The organism is Cupriavidus necator, from assembly GCF_016127575.1.
In the GTDB taxonomy this organism is placed as follows: Bacteria; Pseudomonadota; Gammaproteobacteria; order Burkholderiales; family Burkholderiaceae; genus Cupriavidus; species Cupriavidus necator_D.
Genome location: NZ_CP066018.1, coordinates 137611 through 152860, shown reverse-complemented (window position 1 = coordinate 152860; position 15250 = coordinate 137611). Strand labels below are relative to the sequence as shown.

Below are 15250 nucleotides of genomic sequence, written 5' to 3'. Positions count from 1 at the left end.
GTTGTCTCCTCGCTGTCTCTGACGGGCCCCGGTGAAGGTGACGGGGCTTTCGTTGGTTCAGTCTTTGGTTTATGCCGCTTCAGTAGCTTTGATTTGTCCCGGCTTTGCGCTCCCTTGATGCCATTGCGCCATCAGCCGCTCCCAGCGCGTGCGCGTGGCCGCCAGGTTGCGCGCCTTGACGTGGCCGTAGCCGCGGATCTCCTGCGGCAGCCGGGCAATCTCCAGCGCCAGCTCGAGCTTTTGCGCGGAAAGTGCCGGCAGCAAGGCTTCCACGCTGCGCCGGTATTCACCGATCAGGGCCCGCTCCTCCTTGCGCTCCAGGGTGTAGCCGAAAGGATCGAATGCCGTGCCGCGCAGGCCCTTGAAGCGGGCCAGTACACCGAATGCGGTGCGCATCCACGGGCCATAGGTGCCCTTGACCAGTTCGCCGGCCTGGCTCTTCCGCGCAAACAGGGGAGGGGCCAGGTGGTGCACCAGCCGGACCTTGCCTTCGAACATCGACGCGATCTGCTGGCGGAATGCGGCTCCGGTATGCAGGCGAGCCACCTCATATTCGTCTTTATAGGCCATCAGCTTGAACAGCGAGCGGGCCACGGCTTCGGTCAGCCGGGTGCCGCCGACGACCGATTCCGCCGCCTTTACGCGTCCGACAAACGACTCGTATTGCGCCGCGTAGGTCCGGTTCTGGTAGCCGGTCAGGAATTCGGCGTGCTTCTTCATGAGTTCCTCCACCGGCACCTTGCGCACGAACTGGATCACCTGCGAGCCGGCCGGCTGCGCGGGTATCTTCGACATATCGTGGGCGCACAGCCGGCCCCATTCGAAGGCCGCCTTGTTGCTGTCGACCTGCACGCCGTTGAGTTCGATGGCGCGCATCAGGGCCGCGTGCGACAGCGGGACCTTGCCTTTCTGCCAGGCATAGCCGAGCAGCAGCAGGTTGGCGTAGATCGACTGGCCGAGCAGCTGCTTCGCCACCTGTTCGGCGTCGAAGCCGGCGAGCTGGCCCTTGCCGACGGACTGGGCGATCCTGCCCACGGCCTCGCCGACCTGGGGATCCCAGTCGGGGTTGCGGACAAAAGCCGCGGTGGGGGTGATATGGCTGTTCAGCACCACATAGGTCCGTGCCGGCGACATCGCGGCCAGCGAGGTCTTGCTGGCCGCGACCACGGTATCGCAGGCGATCACCAGGTCGGCCATTGCCATGTCGACGCGGCTCGCATGCAGGGCGTCCGGGCTGGCGGCGATCTGGATGTGGCTCCAGGTGGCCCCGCCCATCTGCGCCATGCCGGTCGCGTCCTGGGTGATCACGCCCTTGCCTTCGAGGTGGGCGGCCATGCCCAGCACGCCGCCGATGGTGACGATGCCGGTGCCGCCGATCCCCGCCACCACGATGCGCCGCGGCTTGCCGGCGTCCGGCAGCGTGGGCATCGGGATGGCCGGGGGCGTGGCGCGGCCGCTCGCGGTGGTGGCGGGCTTCTTCAGTTGGCCGCCTTCGACCGTGACAAAGCTCGGGCAGAAGCCCTTGGTGCAGGAGAAGTCCTTGTTGCAGGTGTCCTGGTTGACCTTGCGCTTGCGCCCGAAGTCGGTCTCGACCGGCTGCACCGCCAGGCAGTTGCTTTGCACGGAGCAATCGCCGCAACCTTCGCACACCAGCTCGTTGATGACCACGCGCCTGGCCGGATCGATCATGGTGCCGCGCTTGCGCTCGCGGCGCTTCTTGGTGGCGCAGGCCTGGTCGTAGATGATCACGGTCACGCCGGACACCTCGCGCAGCTCGCGCTGCACGGTATCGAGTTCGTCGCGGTGGCGCACGGTGACGCCGGCTGCGAGGTCGTCGACACCCTTGTACTTGCCCGGCTCGTCCGTGACAACGATGATCTGCCGGGCGCCTTCAGCGGCCAGTTCACGTGACATCGCCGGTACATCGAGCTGGCCGTCCACCGGCTGGCCGCCGGTCATGGCCACGGCGCTGTTGAACAGGATCTTGTAGGTCAGGTTCACGCCGGCGTGGATCGACTGGCGCACCGCCAGCAGGCCGGAGTGGTTGTAGGTGCCGTCGCCCAGGTTGGCGAACATATGGGTGCGCTTGCTGAAGGGTGCCTGGCCCATCCAGTGCACGCCTTCGCCGCCCATCTGCGACCATGAGGTGGTCGAGCGGTCCATCCACACCACCATGCCATGGCAGCCGATGCCAGCCGTCGCGACCGAGCCTTCCGGCACGCGGGTGCTGGTGTTGTGCGGGCAGCCCGGGCAGAACCACGGGAGGCGGTCGGTGGCGCGCGCATCGCCCTGGGCGGTGGCGCGTTCCTTGGCGTCGATTTCCTGCAGGCGCACGTCCATGCGCGCGGCCACGTCGGCCGGCACGCCCAGCGCCTTGAGCCGCTGCGCGATGGCCTTGGCCACCAGCGCGGGAGAGAGATCGGCCTTGGCGCGCAGCAGCCAGTCCTCGGCCGGCTTGCGGTGGCTCCATTCGCCGCCGGCGCCGTCGGCGTGGTGGTACTTGCCAAAGACGGCCGGGCGGGAGGTGGGTGGGTAGTGGTACAGCTCGTCCTTCAACTGCTGCTCGATCACGGGACGCTTTTCCTCGACCACCAGGATCTCGCGCAGCCCGCGCGCAAAGTCGCGCACGCTGTCGGGCTCCAGCGGCCATACCACGCTGACCTTGTGCAGCCGGACGCCGAGCGCGCGGCAGGTGGCATCGTCAAGCCCAAGGTCGAGCAGGGCCTGGCGCGTGTCGCTGTAGGCCTTGCCGCTGGCGATGATGCCAAGGCGGTCGTTGGATCCCTCGATCACGTTGTGGTTCAGGCGGTTGGCGCGCACATAGGCGAGCGCGGCCGGCCACTTGAATTCCATCATGCGCGCCTCGGCCGCGAGCGGATCGTCGGGCCAGCGGATATGCAGGCCGCCGTCTGGCAGGGTGAAGTCTTCCGGCAGCACGATGTGCACGCGATCCGAGTCGGTGGTCACGGAGGCGCCCGATTCCACCACCTCCTGCACGGTCTTCATGCCGGCCCACAGCCCGCTGAAGCGGCTCATGGCCAGGGCATGCACGCCCAGGTCGAGGATGTCCTGCACATTGGACGGGAAGAACACCGGCAGCCCGCACGCCATGAAGGTGTGGTCGCTCTGGTGGGCCAGCGTGCTGCTCTTGGAGACGTGGTCATCGCCGGCGAGCGCGATCACGCCGCCCAGCGGCGAGGTGCCGGCGAGGTTGGCATGCTTGAGCGCATCGCCGCTGCGGTCGACGCCGGGGCCCTTGCCATACCAGATGCCGAACACGCCGTCGTAGCGCTTGCTGGCGGTATCGAACTCCAGTTGCTGCGAGCCCCAGACCGCCGTGGCGCCGAGTTCCTCGTTGACGCCGGGTTTGAAGACCACGTGGTTGTCGGCAAGATGCTTCTTTGCCTGCCACAGCGCCTGGTCATAGGTGCCCAGGGGTGAACCGCGGTAGCCGGAAATAAAGGCGGCGGTGTTGTGGCCGGCCGCGGCATCGCGCTTGCGCTGCAGCAGCGGCAGGCGCACCAGCGCCTGCACGCCGCTCATGTAGGCACGGCCGGAGTCCAGCGCGTACTTGTCGTCGATCGACACGGCTCGCAGGGCCTGCCGGGCCGCGTCGGGGAGAATTGGAGCATTCATAGGGGCGATTTCAGGCAAACAGGGTTGAGCGGGGGCTGCCGGCGTGCGTTGGCACCCGGATTCCTGGCAATACTGGTGACGGAAGCGGCGCTAGCCGGGGAGGGGGATGCCGAGTTCCCGGCCGAGCGTATCCAGTGCCCGGACGACCGCGTCGGGCAGGGTGATGCCTTGCTGGCGGCCTTCGCGCTCGAGCGCTTCGCCACGGTGTCCGGGTAGCCGGGCGTCGGCGCCGCCGGCGGCAAGATAGTTGCCGGTCCACTGCGCCATGTAGTCGGCGAACAGCTCCTTGCCGGCAAAGGCGTCCGGCTTGACCAGCCACACAAAACCGCCCTGGCGGCCGACCGCGCCGGCGCCGCTGACAGTGTTGCGCGCCGGGGAAAGCGAGTCCGCGGTGGCGGCCATGGCGCCGGCCAGGCACTCCACCATCATGGCGATGCCGATGCCCTTGTGCCCGCCAGTGGGCAGCAGCGAGCCTTCCAGCGCGCGTTGCGCATCGGTGGTCGGGTGGCCGTCGGCGTCGAGCGCCCAGCCCGCGGGAATCGGCTTGCCTTCACGGGCGGCCAGCAGGATATGGCCGCGTGCGGCAACGCTGCAGGCCACGTCGAACACGATCGGTGCCGCACCCGGCAACGGGCAGCCGAAGGCAATGGGGTTGTGCCCGATCGCGGCGCGGGCAAAGCCTTCCATGCCCAGCACGGGCGGCGTGCGCTGGCCGACCATGCAGAAGGCCCCGGCCTCGGCGGCCAGCAATGCCGGGATACCGAGTGCGCCGAGATGGCCGCACGATTGCACCGCAACCAGCACCGACGCGCTCGACTGCAGCGCCTCCAGTCCGAGTTGCACGGCGCGCGGGCCCGCGATCTGGCCCATGGCGCCGTCGGCGTCGAGCACGACGCCGCCCGGGAAGGTCTTGTGCGACATCTCGGGGCGTGGGTTGAAATCGCCGGCACGCAGGCGTTCGACGTAGGAGGGGACCCGCGTCAGGCCATGCGTCTTGTAGCCGCGCAGCTCGCTGCGCACCAGCGCGGCGGCGGCTTGGGTCGCCTGGTCTGGCGCCACGCCGCATGACTCAAACACGGCGGCAGTCCAGCGCGCGAGGCTGTCAGTGTTCCAGCGGATACTCATGTCGATTTCTCCCGCACGATCATCAGGCGCTCCGCGAACGGGGCGGCGTAGACCGACTGGTAGTAGAGCGGCTGGTCGCGCAGCGTGTAGCCACGCAACTCCATGATGAATGCCGGCGCCTCGGGGTCCAGACCAAGTTCCTGCGCGGCCACGGCCGGGGCCGGGCCGAAGCGGATCCACTGGTCCACGCGCAGCGTCGGCAGCGACAGGCGCTGGCCGATCAGCTCGCGCAGGTTCTTCTCCAGGGCATCGCGGTCCAGCCCGCCGAGTTGCGCGAAGTCTTCCTCGCGCAGCCAGAACTCGCTGTAGAGGTCGAAGCGGCCGCCGACGCTGATCACGCGCTCGATGCGCACGTAGCCGTCACCGGCGAGGAACTCCGACCACGGACCCTTGCGCTTGATCCGCTTTACCGAGCGCGCATGGACGTAGGACGGCAGTTCGTTGCCCTGTTCATCGCGGAAGCGCAGGTAACGGACATCCGCCGGCGCCACGCGCGTCCCGGAAACAAAGGTGCCCCGTCCCTGTTCGCGCGTGATCAGTCCGGAATGCGTCAGCCGTGCCAATGCCTTCTGGACCGTGCCGACGCTGACTCCATGGAAGCTGGCGAGCTCGCCCTCGGAGGGCAGGCGGTCGCCCTCGCGCAGGTCGCCGGATTCGATGGAGCGGATGATCGCGTCGGAGACGCTGCTAAGTTTGGTCATGGTTGTTCAGAGGCTCAGTGCGAATCGACTGACCGCGGTCTCCCGGATATCGAGCACCTCGCTGGTCAGCCGCGTGCCGGATGCGACGTCCATCGCATAGCCAAACAGCTGCTCGCCGAGGTCGGAGATCTTGTCCCCGTTCTGCAGGACTCCGCTGACGTCGAAGTCAATGTTGTCGGCCATGGTGTGCAGGGTATTGACGTTGCCGCACACCTTGACGGTCGGTGCCACCATGCTGCCGATCGGATTGCCCACCCCCGTGCCGAAGAAGGTGAGCTGGCATCCGCCGGCAGCCAGCGCAGTCAGATTTTCCACTGCCGCGGCCGGCGCGTCCATGAAATGCAGCCCCTTCTTCTGCGGCGCCTCGCCGTAGCGCAGCACGCCCACCAGCGGGCTGGTGCCGGCCTTGGCCATCGCGCCCAGCGCCTTTTCCTCGACCGTGGTCAGGCCGCCGCGCTTGTTGTCGGGCGAAGGCTGGTCCTCGCGCATGTCGACCCCGCGCGAGATCGCCAGGTCTTCCATGTTGCGCACCGCCGTGACGAAGGCCTCGCGCACCCGGCCATCAGCCGCGCGCTCGGCGAACAGGTGCTCGGCGCCGATGAACTCCGAGGTCTCGGAAATGATCACGGTGCCGCCGCCGGCGACCACCATGTCCGCCATGCGGCCGATCACGGGGTTGCAGCTCAGCCCGGAAGTGGTGTCAGAACCGCCGCACTCGACGCCGATCACCAGCGACGACACCGGGCATGGCACGCGGCGCGCCTTCGACGCGGCCAGCGACAGACGGCTGGCCTTGCGCGTGCCTTCGGCAATGCATGCGACCGTGCCGTCGGGCTGCAGGTGCACGCATTCGACCGGCTTGCCGGTGCTGCGGATGCGGCGCGCGACTTCTTCCGTCGACGATTCCTCCAGGCCCACCAGCAGCACCGCGGCGATATTGGGATTGCGGCCCAGGCCGGCCAGCGACTCGAATGCGAAATCCAGGTCGGCGCCGAACTGTCCGCGCACGAACAGCGTCGTGACCGGGATGCAGCCGCCCACGGTGCGGGCAATGGTGCGGGTGACCGGATTGCAGTTGTCCATCACGGAGACCACCGCGACCCAGTTGCGCACACCGACCGCGCCGTTCTCGCGCGGGTATCCGAGGAAGGTTGCTGTCATCTGCATTACCCCTTTTGCAGGTCGCCGCGGGCACGCGCCGACTCGATGTTGTGAACATGCATGTGTTCTCCGGCGCGCACCGCGCGGCTGGCGCGGCCGATGACCTGGCCGTACTTCACGATGGTTTGTCCCTCGGCCGTGTCGGCGATGCAGATCTTGTGGCCGAACGGCACGTCTTGCAGCAGCACCAGCCTGCCTTGTCGCTCGCCTTCCAGTGCGCAGGCTTCGCCGGCCTGGCCGGCGTCCAGCAGGGTGGCCACATTGTCGGCCGGGTTCAGTACGATGGCTCGGGGCATTGATCAACTCCTGTATAGGTGTTGAGGTCAAATGTAGGGAGTCGGCTGCCATATAGTCAAGGATAAAACAGCGGAACTCAGAGAAAACCACTACTCCTACAGTTGAAGTCCTATATAGAAGTTTGTTGACATCAGTCCGGCCGCTGTCTATCGTCATGACAACGGCGATGTTGTTTGCGCCGGAGCATTGACGCAGTGAATCAACGGAGAAGGCGGACATGAACGTCATGTCACACAAGGAGAAGATCGCGAAGCTGCAGGCCCTGCGCGCACGCCTGGATCCGCTGCAGGACTTCGGCCTGTGGTTCTGGGCAGGCATGACCGCTGGCACCCATGCCGTCAATGCAGCACTGCACCAGGCCGGCATCACGCTGGACGACGACCGGTTCCCCACGCAACCCGGCGTCTACCTGGTGCCGCAGCCCGACGGCAGCCTGAAGCCGGCGTTCCGGCCGCTCGGCGACGTACTGCATGTCGGCCGCCCGAAAGTGGAGGGGCTGGTGCCTGCCGATATCGCCGGGATGATGGAAGCGATGGAGCACATCGAGCACTACCGTGATCCCTGTCTGCGCGAAGGGTTGGCACCCACCGCCGAGATTGCCGAGGGTTGCGATGCCGCGCTGCGCCGCTGCCTGGACTTATTGGAAGCGCGCCTGGAAGGAGACCGCCATGGACATTGAGCAGCACATGGCGATTGCGCGCAGTCTCGAGGCGTCGCTGCAGAAGTGCACCAGCGCCGACTACGAGATGACTATCGAAGGCGCGATGCTGGCGGGCACGCACTGGCTGAACGCGCTGCTGCACAAGCTGGGCGCGACGCCGCCGCAGGCGGATGTGTTCCACACCTACCTGCTGACGGTCAATGAATTCCGGCGGCTGGCGGTGGCGGCGGAGAAGCCGCTGCACGCGCTGGCCGCCATCGAGGACACGCGGGCGCCGTTTGTGCGCGGCAACCATCCGGGTGGAGAAGCTGCTGCCGAACGGGCGCTGGAACTGCTGTCGCTGATCCGCGCGACGGCGCTGGGACGCGCATAGCAAGTTCAGACACAGCAAGAGACACGTCGAGAGACAGGATAAGGAGACAACAGTGAAGGCAGTCCGTGTAGTGCCGGGCCCCGAGGGCGGCAAGGTCGAAGTGCAGGCTATCCCCGTGCCGGTGGCGGCAGCGGGGCAGGTACTGGTGAGGGTGCGCGCTGCCGGCCTCAACCGTGGCGAGATCAACCAGGCGAAGGAACTGCGCTCGGGCAACACCATCACCACCGGCGTCGAATTTGCCGGCGAGATCGCCGAAGTCGGTGAAGGCGTCAGCGGCTGGCGCAAGGGCGACCGCGTGATGGGCCACGGCCGCGGCTGCCAGGCGGAGTATGTGGTGGCCGATCCGTTGGCGCTGATCCCGGTGCCGGACGGCATGTCGTGGATCGATGCCGCGGCGTTCCCCAACGTCTTTATCACCGCGCATGACGCTCTGGTTACCAACGGCCGCCTGGTGGCGGGCGAGTCGGTGCTGGTCAACGGCGCCTCGGGCGGCGTGGCGATGGCGACGATCCAGATCGCCTCGCTGATGGGCGCCCGGCCCGTGATCGCGTCCTCGCGCTCGGCGGCCAAGCTCGACAAGATCATCCAGTTTGGCGTGGATGTCGGCATCGACGCCTCGCAGGACGACCAGGTCGAGGCCGTCTTGCAGGCCACCGACAACAAGGGCGTCGACATCATCATCGATACCGTCGGCGGCCCGGTGTTCGAGGCCAACATGAAGAGCCTGGCGGTCAAGGGCCGCCTGGTGAATATCGCGCGGCTGGGCTCGGCGACCGCCCAGATCGACCTGGCGCAGCTCTGGCTCAAGCGCCTGCAGCTGATCGGCGTGACCTTCCGCACGCGCACGGAACAGGAGCGGCTGGAATGCATCCAGGCCTGCGCGCGCGACATGCTGCCCTTTTTGCGCGCGGGCCGCGTGCGGCTGCCGATCGACCGGACCTTTGCCATGACCGACATCGACGCCGCGCATGCATACATGAAGCAAGACCAGCACGTCGGCAAGATCGTGTTGCTGGTCGACTGATTCCACAGAGAAGCGATAGATAAGAGGAGACATGATGACAATCCAGATCAAGCCGCTGACCGGCTCCGTGGCCGCAGCCGTGACCGGTGTCGACCTGAACCAGCCGCTCGACGACGCCAGCTTCGAGATCCTGCACCGGGCATTCCTGGAGCATGGCGTGCTGGTGTTCCGCGGCCAGCAGCTGCAGCCGGCCGCGCAGGTCGCGTTCGCCCGGCGCTGGGGCAAGCCGGTGCAGGGCAACCCGCTGCTCAAGGGCCTGACCGAGTTCCCGGAACTGGCGCAGGTCACCAGGATCCCGAAGGAAACCGCCTCGACCGAGGCCTGGCATTCCGACTCGATCTATACCGAGGTGCCGCCGAAGATCTCCATCCTGTCGGCCGTCACCATCCCCATCGGTGGCGACACCATGTGGTGCAACCAGTACGTCTCGTACGACCGCCTGTCGCCGGCGATGCAGCGCATGATCGACGGGCTGCGGGCCCGCTTCTCGGGGGCGCGGCTGGCCAGGATGACGGGTTCGGACAAGGTGCCGACGGCGGTGCACCCGATCGTGCGCACGCACCCGGAGACCGGGCGCAAGGCGCTTTATGTCGGCCACCCCGACACCGCGCAGTGCATCGAAGGCATGACCGAAGCGGAGAGCCGTCCGCTGCTCGACTTCCTGTATGAGCACTCGGTGACGCCGGACAACGTCTACCGCCATATGTGGCAGGAGGGCGATGTAGTGATGTGGGATAACCGCTGCACCATGCACTACGCCGTGCACGACTATGGCAATGCCGATCGCGTGCTGAACCGCGTCACGCTGGAAGGGGAAGTGCCCCGCTGAGCTGTACCGCCAAGACCGGCGCCGCGCCTTGCCGTTGATCCGGCATGCGGCGCCCGGCACACAGGTTGCCCGTCCACCCCCGACGCACGGAATGCACGGGACCAAAGGAGATTGAAATGCAGATAGGGATCCCGACTGAGACGCGGGCGGGGGAGGCGCGCGTTGCCGCAACGCCGGAGACCGTGAAGAAATACGTGGCACAGGGCCACCAGGTCATATTGCAGGCTGGCGCCGGCGTGCGTGCCAGCCAGACCGACAGCGCCTATGAGGCCGCGGGCGCGCGCATCGGCAGCGCCGCCGAGGCGCTGGGCGCGCAACTGGTGCTGAAGGTGCGCGCACCGGACGAAGCCGAGCTGGCGCAGATGAAGCCGGGCGCCGTGCTGGTCGGCATGCTCAATCCCTTCGACGCCGAGAACAACGCGCGCATGTCCGCCGCGAACATCACCGCCTTTGCGCTTGAAGCCGCGCCGCGCACGACGCGCGCGCAGAGCATGGACGTGCTGTCGTCGCAGGCCAACATCGCCGGCTACAAGGCCGTGCTGGTGGCGGCGCACCACTACCAGCGCTTCATGCCGATGCTGATGACCGCCGCCGGCACCGTCAAGGCCGCGCGCGTGCTGATCCTGGGCGCAGGCGTCGCCGGCCTGCAGGCCATCGCCACGGCCAAGCGGCTGGGTGCGGTGATCGAGGCCTCCGATGTGCGCCCAGCGGTCAAGGAGCAGATCGAATCGCTCGGCGCCAAGTTCCTCGACGTGCCCTTCCTCACCGATGAAGAGCGCGAGATCGCCCAGGGCGTCGGCGGCTATGCACGCCCGATGCCGCCGGACTGGATGAAGCGCCAGGCCGAGCTGGTGCACCAGCGCGCCGTCCAGGCCGACATCGTCATCACCACCGCACTGATCCCGGGCCGCAAGGCGCCGGTGCTGCTGCAGGAAACCACCGTGGCGCAGATGAAACCCGGCTCGGTGGTGGTAGACCTGGCCGCGGCACAGGGCGGCAACTGCCCGCTGACGGTGGCCGACGAAGTGGTCAACCACAACGGCGTCATCATCATCGGCCACACCAACCTGGCCAGCATGGTCGCGGCCGACGCCTCGGCGCTCTATGCCCGCAACGTGCTGGACTTCCTCAAGCTGGTCATCGACAAGAACGGCCAGTTCACGCTGAACCTGGAAGACGACATCGTCGCCGCCTGCCTGATGACGCGGCGCGAAGAACTGGCGCTGGCCAGCTGAACCGGCAATCAAGGAGATCTCGATGGAAATGGTTAGCCACACGGTGTTCAACCTGATCATCTTTGTACTGGCGATCTACGTGGGCTACCACGTGGTCTGGACGGTAACCCCCGCGCTGCACACGCCGCTGATGGCGGTGACCAATGCGATCTCGGCCATCATCATCGTCGGCGCCATGCTGGCCGCCGGCCTGACCGAGGGCTACGTTGGCCGCTCAATGGGGACGCTGGCGGTGGCGCTGGCGGCGGTGAATGTGTTCGGCGGCTTCCTGGTCACGCAGCGCATGCTGGAGATGTTCAGGAAGAAGGCACCCAAGGCGCAGCCCGAAGCCAAGGGGCAGCCTGGCGGCAAACTGGCGGAGGTAGCGCAATGAATGGCCTGTCGATGAATATGGTGACGCTGTCCTACCTGGGCGCGTCTGTTTGCTTTATCCAGGCGCTCAAGGGGCTGTCACACCCGACCACGGCGCGGCGCGGCAATACCTTCGGCATGGCCGGCATGTTGGTGGCGGCGCTCACCACGGTGGCGCTGATCTTCAAGCTGAAGAGCGAGCTGCTGTCCGGCGGGGCGCTGATCCTGGCGGCGCTGGTAGTGGGCGGCGGCATCGGCGCCTATGTGGCGAAGAAGGTGCAGATGACCAAGATGCCCGAGTTGGTCGCAGCGATGCACTCGCTGATCGGCCTGGCCGCCGTGTTTATTTCGGTGGCGGCAGTGGCGGAGCCCGCTGCCTTCGGCATCACGGTTGCCGGTTCGCATGACATTCCGCTGGGCAACCGCATCGAACTCTTCATCGGCTGCTTCGTCGGCGCCATCACCTTCTCGGGCTCGGTGATCGCCTTCGGCAAGCTGGCCGGGCGCTACAAGTTCCGGCTGTTCCAGGGCGCACCGGTGGTGTTCGCCGGCCAGCACTGGCTGAACCTGCTGCTGGCGGTGGCGATGGTGGGCTTTGGCATTGCGTTCTTCCTGACGCAGGCATGGATGCCGTTCCTGGTCATGCTGGCGATCGCCTTCGTGCTGGGCGTGCTGATCATCATTCCGATCGGCGGCGCCGACATGCCGGTGGTGGTGTCGATGCTGAACTCGTACTCGGGCTGGGCGGCGGCGGGCATCGGCTTCTCGCTGAACAACCCGATGCTGATCATCGCCGGCTCGCTGGTGGGCTCCTCCGGTGCGATCCTGTCGTACATCATGTGCCGGGCGATGAACCGCTCGTTCTTCAACGTGATCCTGGGCGGCTTCGGCAGCGACGCCGCGGCCGCGGGCGGCCCGGCAGGGCAGGCGCAGCGCAACGTGAAATCGGGCTCGGCGGACGACGCCGCCTTCCTGATGGGTAACGCCGAGACGGTCATCATCGTCCCGGGCTATGGCCTGGCGGTGGCGCGCGCGCAGCACGCGCTGAAAGAACTGACCGAAGCGCTCACGGAGAAGGGCGTGACCGTGAAGTACGCAATCCACCCGGTGGCGGGCCGTATGCCGGGCCATATGAACGTGCTGCTGGCCGAGGCCGAGGTGCCGTACGACCAGGTCTTCGAGATGGAAGACATCAACAGCGAGTTCGGCCAGGCCGACGTGGTGCTGGTGCTGGGCGCCAACGACGTGGTCAATCCGGCGGCCAAGAACGACCCCAAGTCGCCGATCGCCGGCATGCCGATCCTGGAGGCCTACAAGGCCAAGACCATCATCGTCAACAAGCGCTCCATGGCCGCCGGCTACGCCGGGCTGGACAACGAGCTGTTCTACATGGACAAGACCATGATGGTGTTCGGCGACGCCAAGAAGGTGGTCGAGGACATGCTCAAGGCCGCCTGAGCCCGATGCAGAGGAGACAAGCAATGAACCAGCAAGAACGCAACCTCGGCCTGTTTGCCGACCTGGAGGGCAAGGTAGCGCTGGTGACCGGGGCCTTTGGCGGCCTGGGCCTGCATTTTGCGCAGACGCTGGCGCGCGCCGGCTGCAAGGTGGCGCTGGCGGGCCGGCGCGTGGCCGAAGGCGAGGCCGTGCTGGCGGAACTGCGCAAGCAGGGCGGGCAAGGCTGCGTCGTAGCGCTCGACGTTAGGGATCCTGCATCGGTCGGCGCGGCGTTCGAGACGGCGCGCCAACAGCTCGGCCCGGTCCAGGTGGTGGTCAACAGCGCCGGCATCGCCACCACCGGGCCGGCCATGGAGGTGGATGAGGACGCCTGGCAAGGCGTGATCGATACCAACCTGAACGGCGCCTGGCGCGTGGCGCAGTGCGCGGCGCGGATGATGCGCGAGGCCGGCAGCGGCGGCAGCATCGTCAATATCGCGTCGATCCTCGGCCTGCGCGTGGCGCAGCAGGTCCCGGCCTACACCGCCGCGAAGGCGGGCCTGATCCACCTGACGCGCTCGCTGGCGCTGGAATGGGCGCGGCACGGGATCCGCGTCAACGCGCTGGCGCCGGGCTATTTCGAGACCGACATCAACCGCGGCTTCTTCAAGACCGACAGCGGCCGGGCCATGATCGGGCGCATTCCGCAGCGCCGGCTCGGCCAGCCCCGCCAGCTCGACGGCGCGCTGCTGCTGCTGGCCTCGGATGCTTCCGACTACATGACCGGTACGGTGCTGCCCGTGGACGGCGGCCACGCGGTCAGCTCGCTCTGAGCCCACCCGCAATCGAGGAGAGCGATCCGATGCAACCAGCCCTTGCAGTTCCCGCCGCCACTGGCGGTTCGGGTTTCGACAGCGCTGCCCTGGCGACGCTGCTGCACGCAGAAGGCCTGATCGACCGGCCCGAACTGACCCTGGAGCGCCTTGCCGGCGGCCAGTCCAATCCGACCTACCGGCTGGCCTGCGGCGCGCAGCAGTACGTGCTGCGCACCAAGCCGCCGGGCCAGTTGCTGTCGTCTGCCCATGCCATCGACCGCGAGTACCGCGTGATGCACGCGCTGCGCGACAGCGACGTGCCGGTGCCGCGGGTCTACCTGTACAGCGAAGACACCACGATCCTTGGCACGCCTTTCTACGTGATGGGATTCCTGCAGGGCCGCGTGATCTATGACCAGTCCCTGCCGGGCCAGTCCCCGCAACAGCGCGCCGCGATCTACCGCGAGATGAACCGCGTGATCGGCGCCTTGCACCGGGTGGACTATCGCGCCGCCGGCCTGGCGGACTATGGCAGGAGCGGCGGCTACGTGGCGCGCCAGGTCGCGCGCTGGGCCGGCCAGTGCCGCGACACCGGCATGGGCGACAACAAGGCGCTGGCGGCGCTGGCAGAGTGGCTGCCGCAGCATGTCCCGGACGCGGAGCAGACCAGCGTGGTGCATGGCGACTACCGCATGGACAACCTCGTCTTCCATCCCACCGAGCCCCGCGTCATCGGCGTGCTCGACTGGGAGCTGTCCACGCTCGGCCACCCGCTGGCGGACCTGGCCTACCACTGCATGAGCTGGCATATCCCGGCCGACCTGTGGCGCGGTATCGGCGGGCTCGACCTGCAGGCGCTGGGCATTCCCGACGAGGCGACCTACCTGCGCTGGTACGGCGAGACCAACGGCACGCACGCGCTCGAGCACTGGGACTTCTATCTTGCCTACAACTTCTTCCGGCTCGCGGCGATCATGCACGGCATCGGGCAGCGAGCCAGGAGCGGCAACGCCGCCGCGGCGGATGCCGTGGAGACAGGCAGGAAGGCGGCGCCGCTGGCCGAACTGGGGTGGCAATTCGCGATGCGCTACCGCGCGGCAGGGCGCTAGTGTCGGCGCACGGTCCGGCGCCAGCCGGATCGAAGCCGCCGCAGGTGGCGGAATCTGCCCTGGACTCCTTATCGGGAATCAAAGTTTGCCTTCCGATCCGGCCTGGCTTAAAGATAGGAAGGGGAGATGGGCCCGCGGATTCAAGGGCCGCATCGGAACCGGGCTGTCTGGCATCCCGAGCCTTCAGGAGACGTCAATGAGTGTGCTGATGCTTGTGAATATCGATACGGCGACAACCGACGAGGAAATCCAGGAGTTCATCGGTCGTTACGGCTTCCCGGCCTGCGATGAGATCGAGCGCGTTCCGGGAGACGGCACCCGCCCGGCGGTGTCGCTGCATTTCAATTCGGTCGATGGGGCCGCGCTGCGGCTGCTGCAGCCGCGCATCAACCACCTGTTCTGGAAGCAGCGCAAGGTGGACGCGATGGTGCTGACCGAGCGCTTCGAATAGGCCGCTGCCGCGGCTGGCGGGCATGTGGGTCCGGTGCTTCCGCGC

General features: G+C 67.2%; 15 protein-coding genes. 10 read left to right on the top strand and 5 right to left on the bottom strand.

Annotated elements, in window-relative coordinates; translation table 11 throughout:
* Positions 1–69: 69 nt before the first annotated feature.
* The 5 genes from I6H87_RS00730 to I6H87_RS00710 form a co-directional block, all read right to left on the bottom strand.
* On the bottom strand, positions 70–3636 hold the full coding sequence (locus I6H87_RS00730; RefSeq protein WP_011614960.1) for an indolepyruvate ferredoxin oxidoreductase family protein: 3567 nt from the start codon (positions 3634–3636) through the stop codon (positions 70–72).
* Positions 3637–3726: 90 nt separating this feature from the next.
* Positions 3727–4761, bottom strand: a complete 1035-nt coding sequence (locus I6H87_RS00725) for an Ldh family oxidoreductase (RefSeq protein WP_011614961.1) — start codon at positions 4759–4761, stop codon at positions 3727–3729.
* Complete coding sequence (locus I6H87_RS00720) at positions 4758–5462, bottom strand: GntR family transcriptional regulator (protein ID WP_011614962.1); 705 nt, start codon at positions 5460–5462, stop codon at positions 4758–4760. Before I6H87_RS00720 ends, I6H87_RS00725 begins: the two co-directional genes overlap by 4 nt.
* 6 nt (positions 5463–5468) lie before the next feature.
* Complete coding sequence (locus I6H87_RS00715; protein ID WP_041687679.1) at positions 5469–6623, bottom strand: UxaA family hydrolase; 1155 nt, start codon at positions 6621–6623, stop codon at positions 5469–5471.
* Positions 6624–6628: 5 nt separating this feature from the next.
* Positions 6629–6919, bottom strand: coding sequence for a UxaA family hydrolase (locus tag I6H87_RS00710; protein WP_011614964.1), 291 nt, complete (start codon positions 6917–6919; stop codon positions 6629–6631).
* A gap of 218 nt (positions 6920–7137) precedes the next feature.
* Here I6H87_RS00710 and I6H87_RS00705 point away from each other — a divergent pair, with 218 nt between their 5' ends.
* The 10 genes from I6H87_RS00705 (at position 7138) to I6H87_RS00660 (ending at position 15205) form a co-directional block, all read left to right on the top strand.
* Positions 7138–7599 carry a hypothetical protein gene (locus I6H87_RS00705; RefSeq protein WP_011614965.1) on the top strand — a complete coding sequence of 154 codons (462 nt, stop codon included), beginning with the start codon at positions 7138–7140 and terminating at the stop codon, positions 7597–7599.
* Entirely contained in the window at positions 7589–7954 is a 366-nt protein-coding gene (locus I6H87_RS00700) for a hypothetical protein (RefSeq protein ID WP_011614966.1), read from the top strand. The genes I6H87_RS00705 and I6H87_RS00700 overlap by 11 nt, the downstream gene beginning before the upstream one ends.
* A 52-nt stretch (positions 7955–8006) precedes the next feature.
* Positions 8007–8978 carry a zinc-binding dehydrogenase gene (locus I6H87_RS00695; RefSeq protein WP_011614967.1) on the top strand — a complete coding sequence of 324 codons (972 nt, stop codon included), beginning with the start codon at positions 8007–8009 and terminating at the stop codon, positions 8976–8978.
* Between the two features lie 34 nt (positions 8979–9012).
* Positions 9013–9807, top strand: coding sequence for a TauD/TfdA dioxygenase family protein (locus I6H87_RS00690; RefSeq protein WP_041687681.1), 795 nt, complete (start codon positions 9013–9015; stop codon positions 9805–9807).
* Positions 9808–9923: 116 nt separating this feature from the next.
* On the top strand, positions 9924–11042 hold the full coding sequence (locus I6H87_RS00685; RefSeq protein ID WP_011614969.1) for a Re/Si-specific NAD(P)(+) transhydrogenase subunit alpha: 1119 nt from the start codon (positions 9924–9926) through the stop codon (positions 11040–11042).
* Between the two features lie 22 nt (positions 11043–11064).
* Positions 11065–11415, top strand: coding sequence for an NAD(P) transhydrogenase subunit alpha part 2 (locus I6H87_RS00680; RefSeq protein ID WP_011614970.1), 351 nt, complete (start codon positions 11065–11067; stop codon positions 11413–11415).
* Positions 11412–12851: an NAD(P)(+) transhydrogenase (Re/Si-specific) subunit beta gene (locus I6H87_RS00675; protein WP_011614971.1), complete on the top strand. Its 1440-nt coding sequence runs from the start codon at positions 11412–11414 to the stop codon at positions 12849–12851. The genes I6H87_RS00680 and I6H87_RS00675 overlap by 4 nt, the downstream gene beginning before the upstream one ends.
* A 23-nt stretch (positions 12852–12874) precedes the next feature.
* Positions 12875–13663: an SDR family NAD(P)-dependent oxidoreductase gene (locus I6H87_RS00670; protein ID WP_011614972.1), complete on the top strand. Its 789-nt coding sequence runs from the start codon at positions 12875–12877 to the stop codon at positions 13661–13663.
* 29 nt (positions 13664–13692) lie between these two features.
* Positions 13693–14754 carry a phosphotransferase family protein gene (locus I6H87_RS00665; RefSeq protein ID WP_011614973.1) on the top strand — a complete coding sequence of 354 codons (1062 nt, stop codon included), beginning with the start codon at positions 13693–13695 and terminating at the stop codon, positions 14752–14754.
* Positions 14755–14950: 196 nt separating this feature from the next.
* Complete coding sequence (locus I6H87_RS00660) at positions 14951–15205, top strand: hypothetical protein (protein ID WP_010808930.1); 255 nt, start codon at positions 14951–14953, stop codon at positions 15203–15205.
* The last annotated feature ends 45 nt before the right edge of the window (positions 15206–15250 follow it).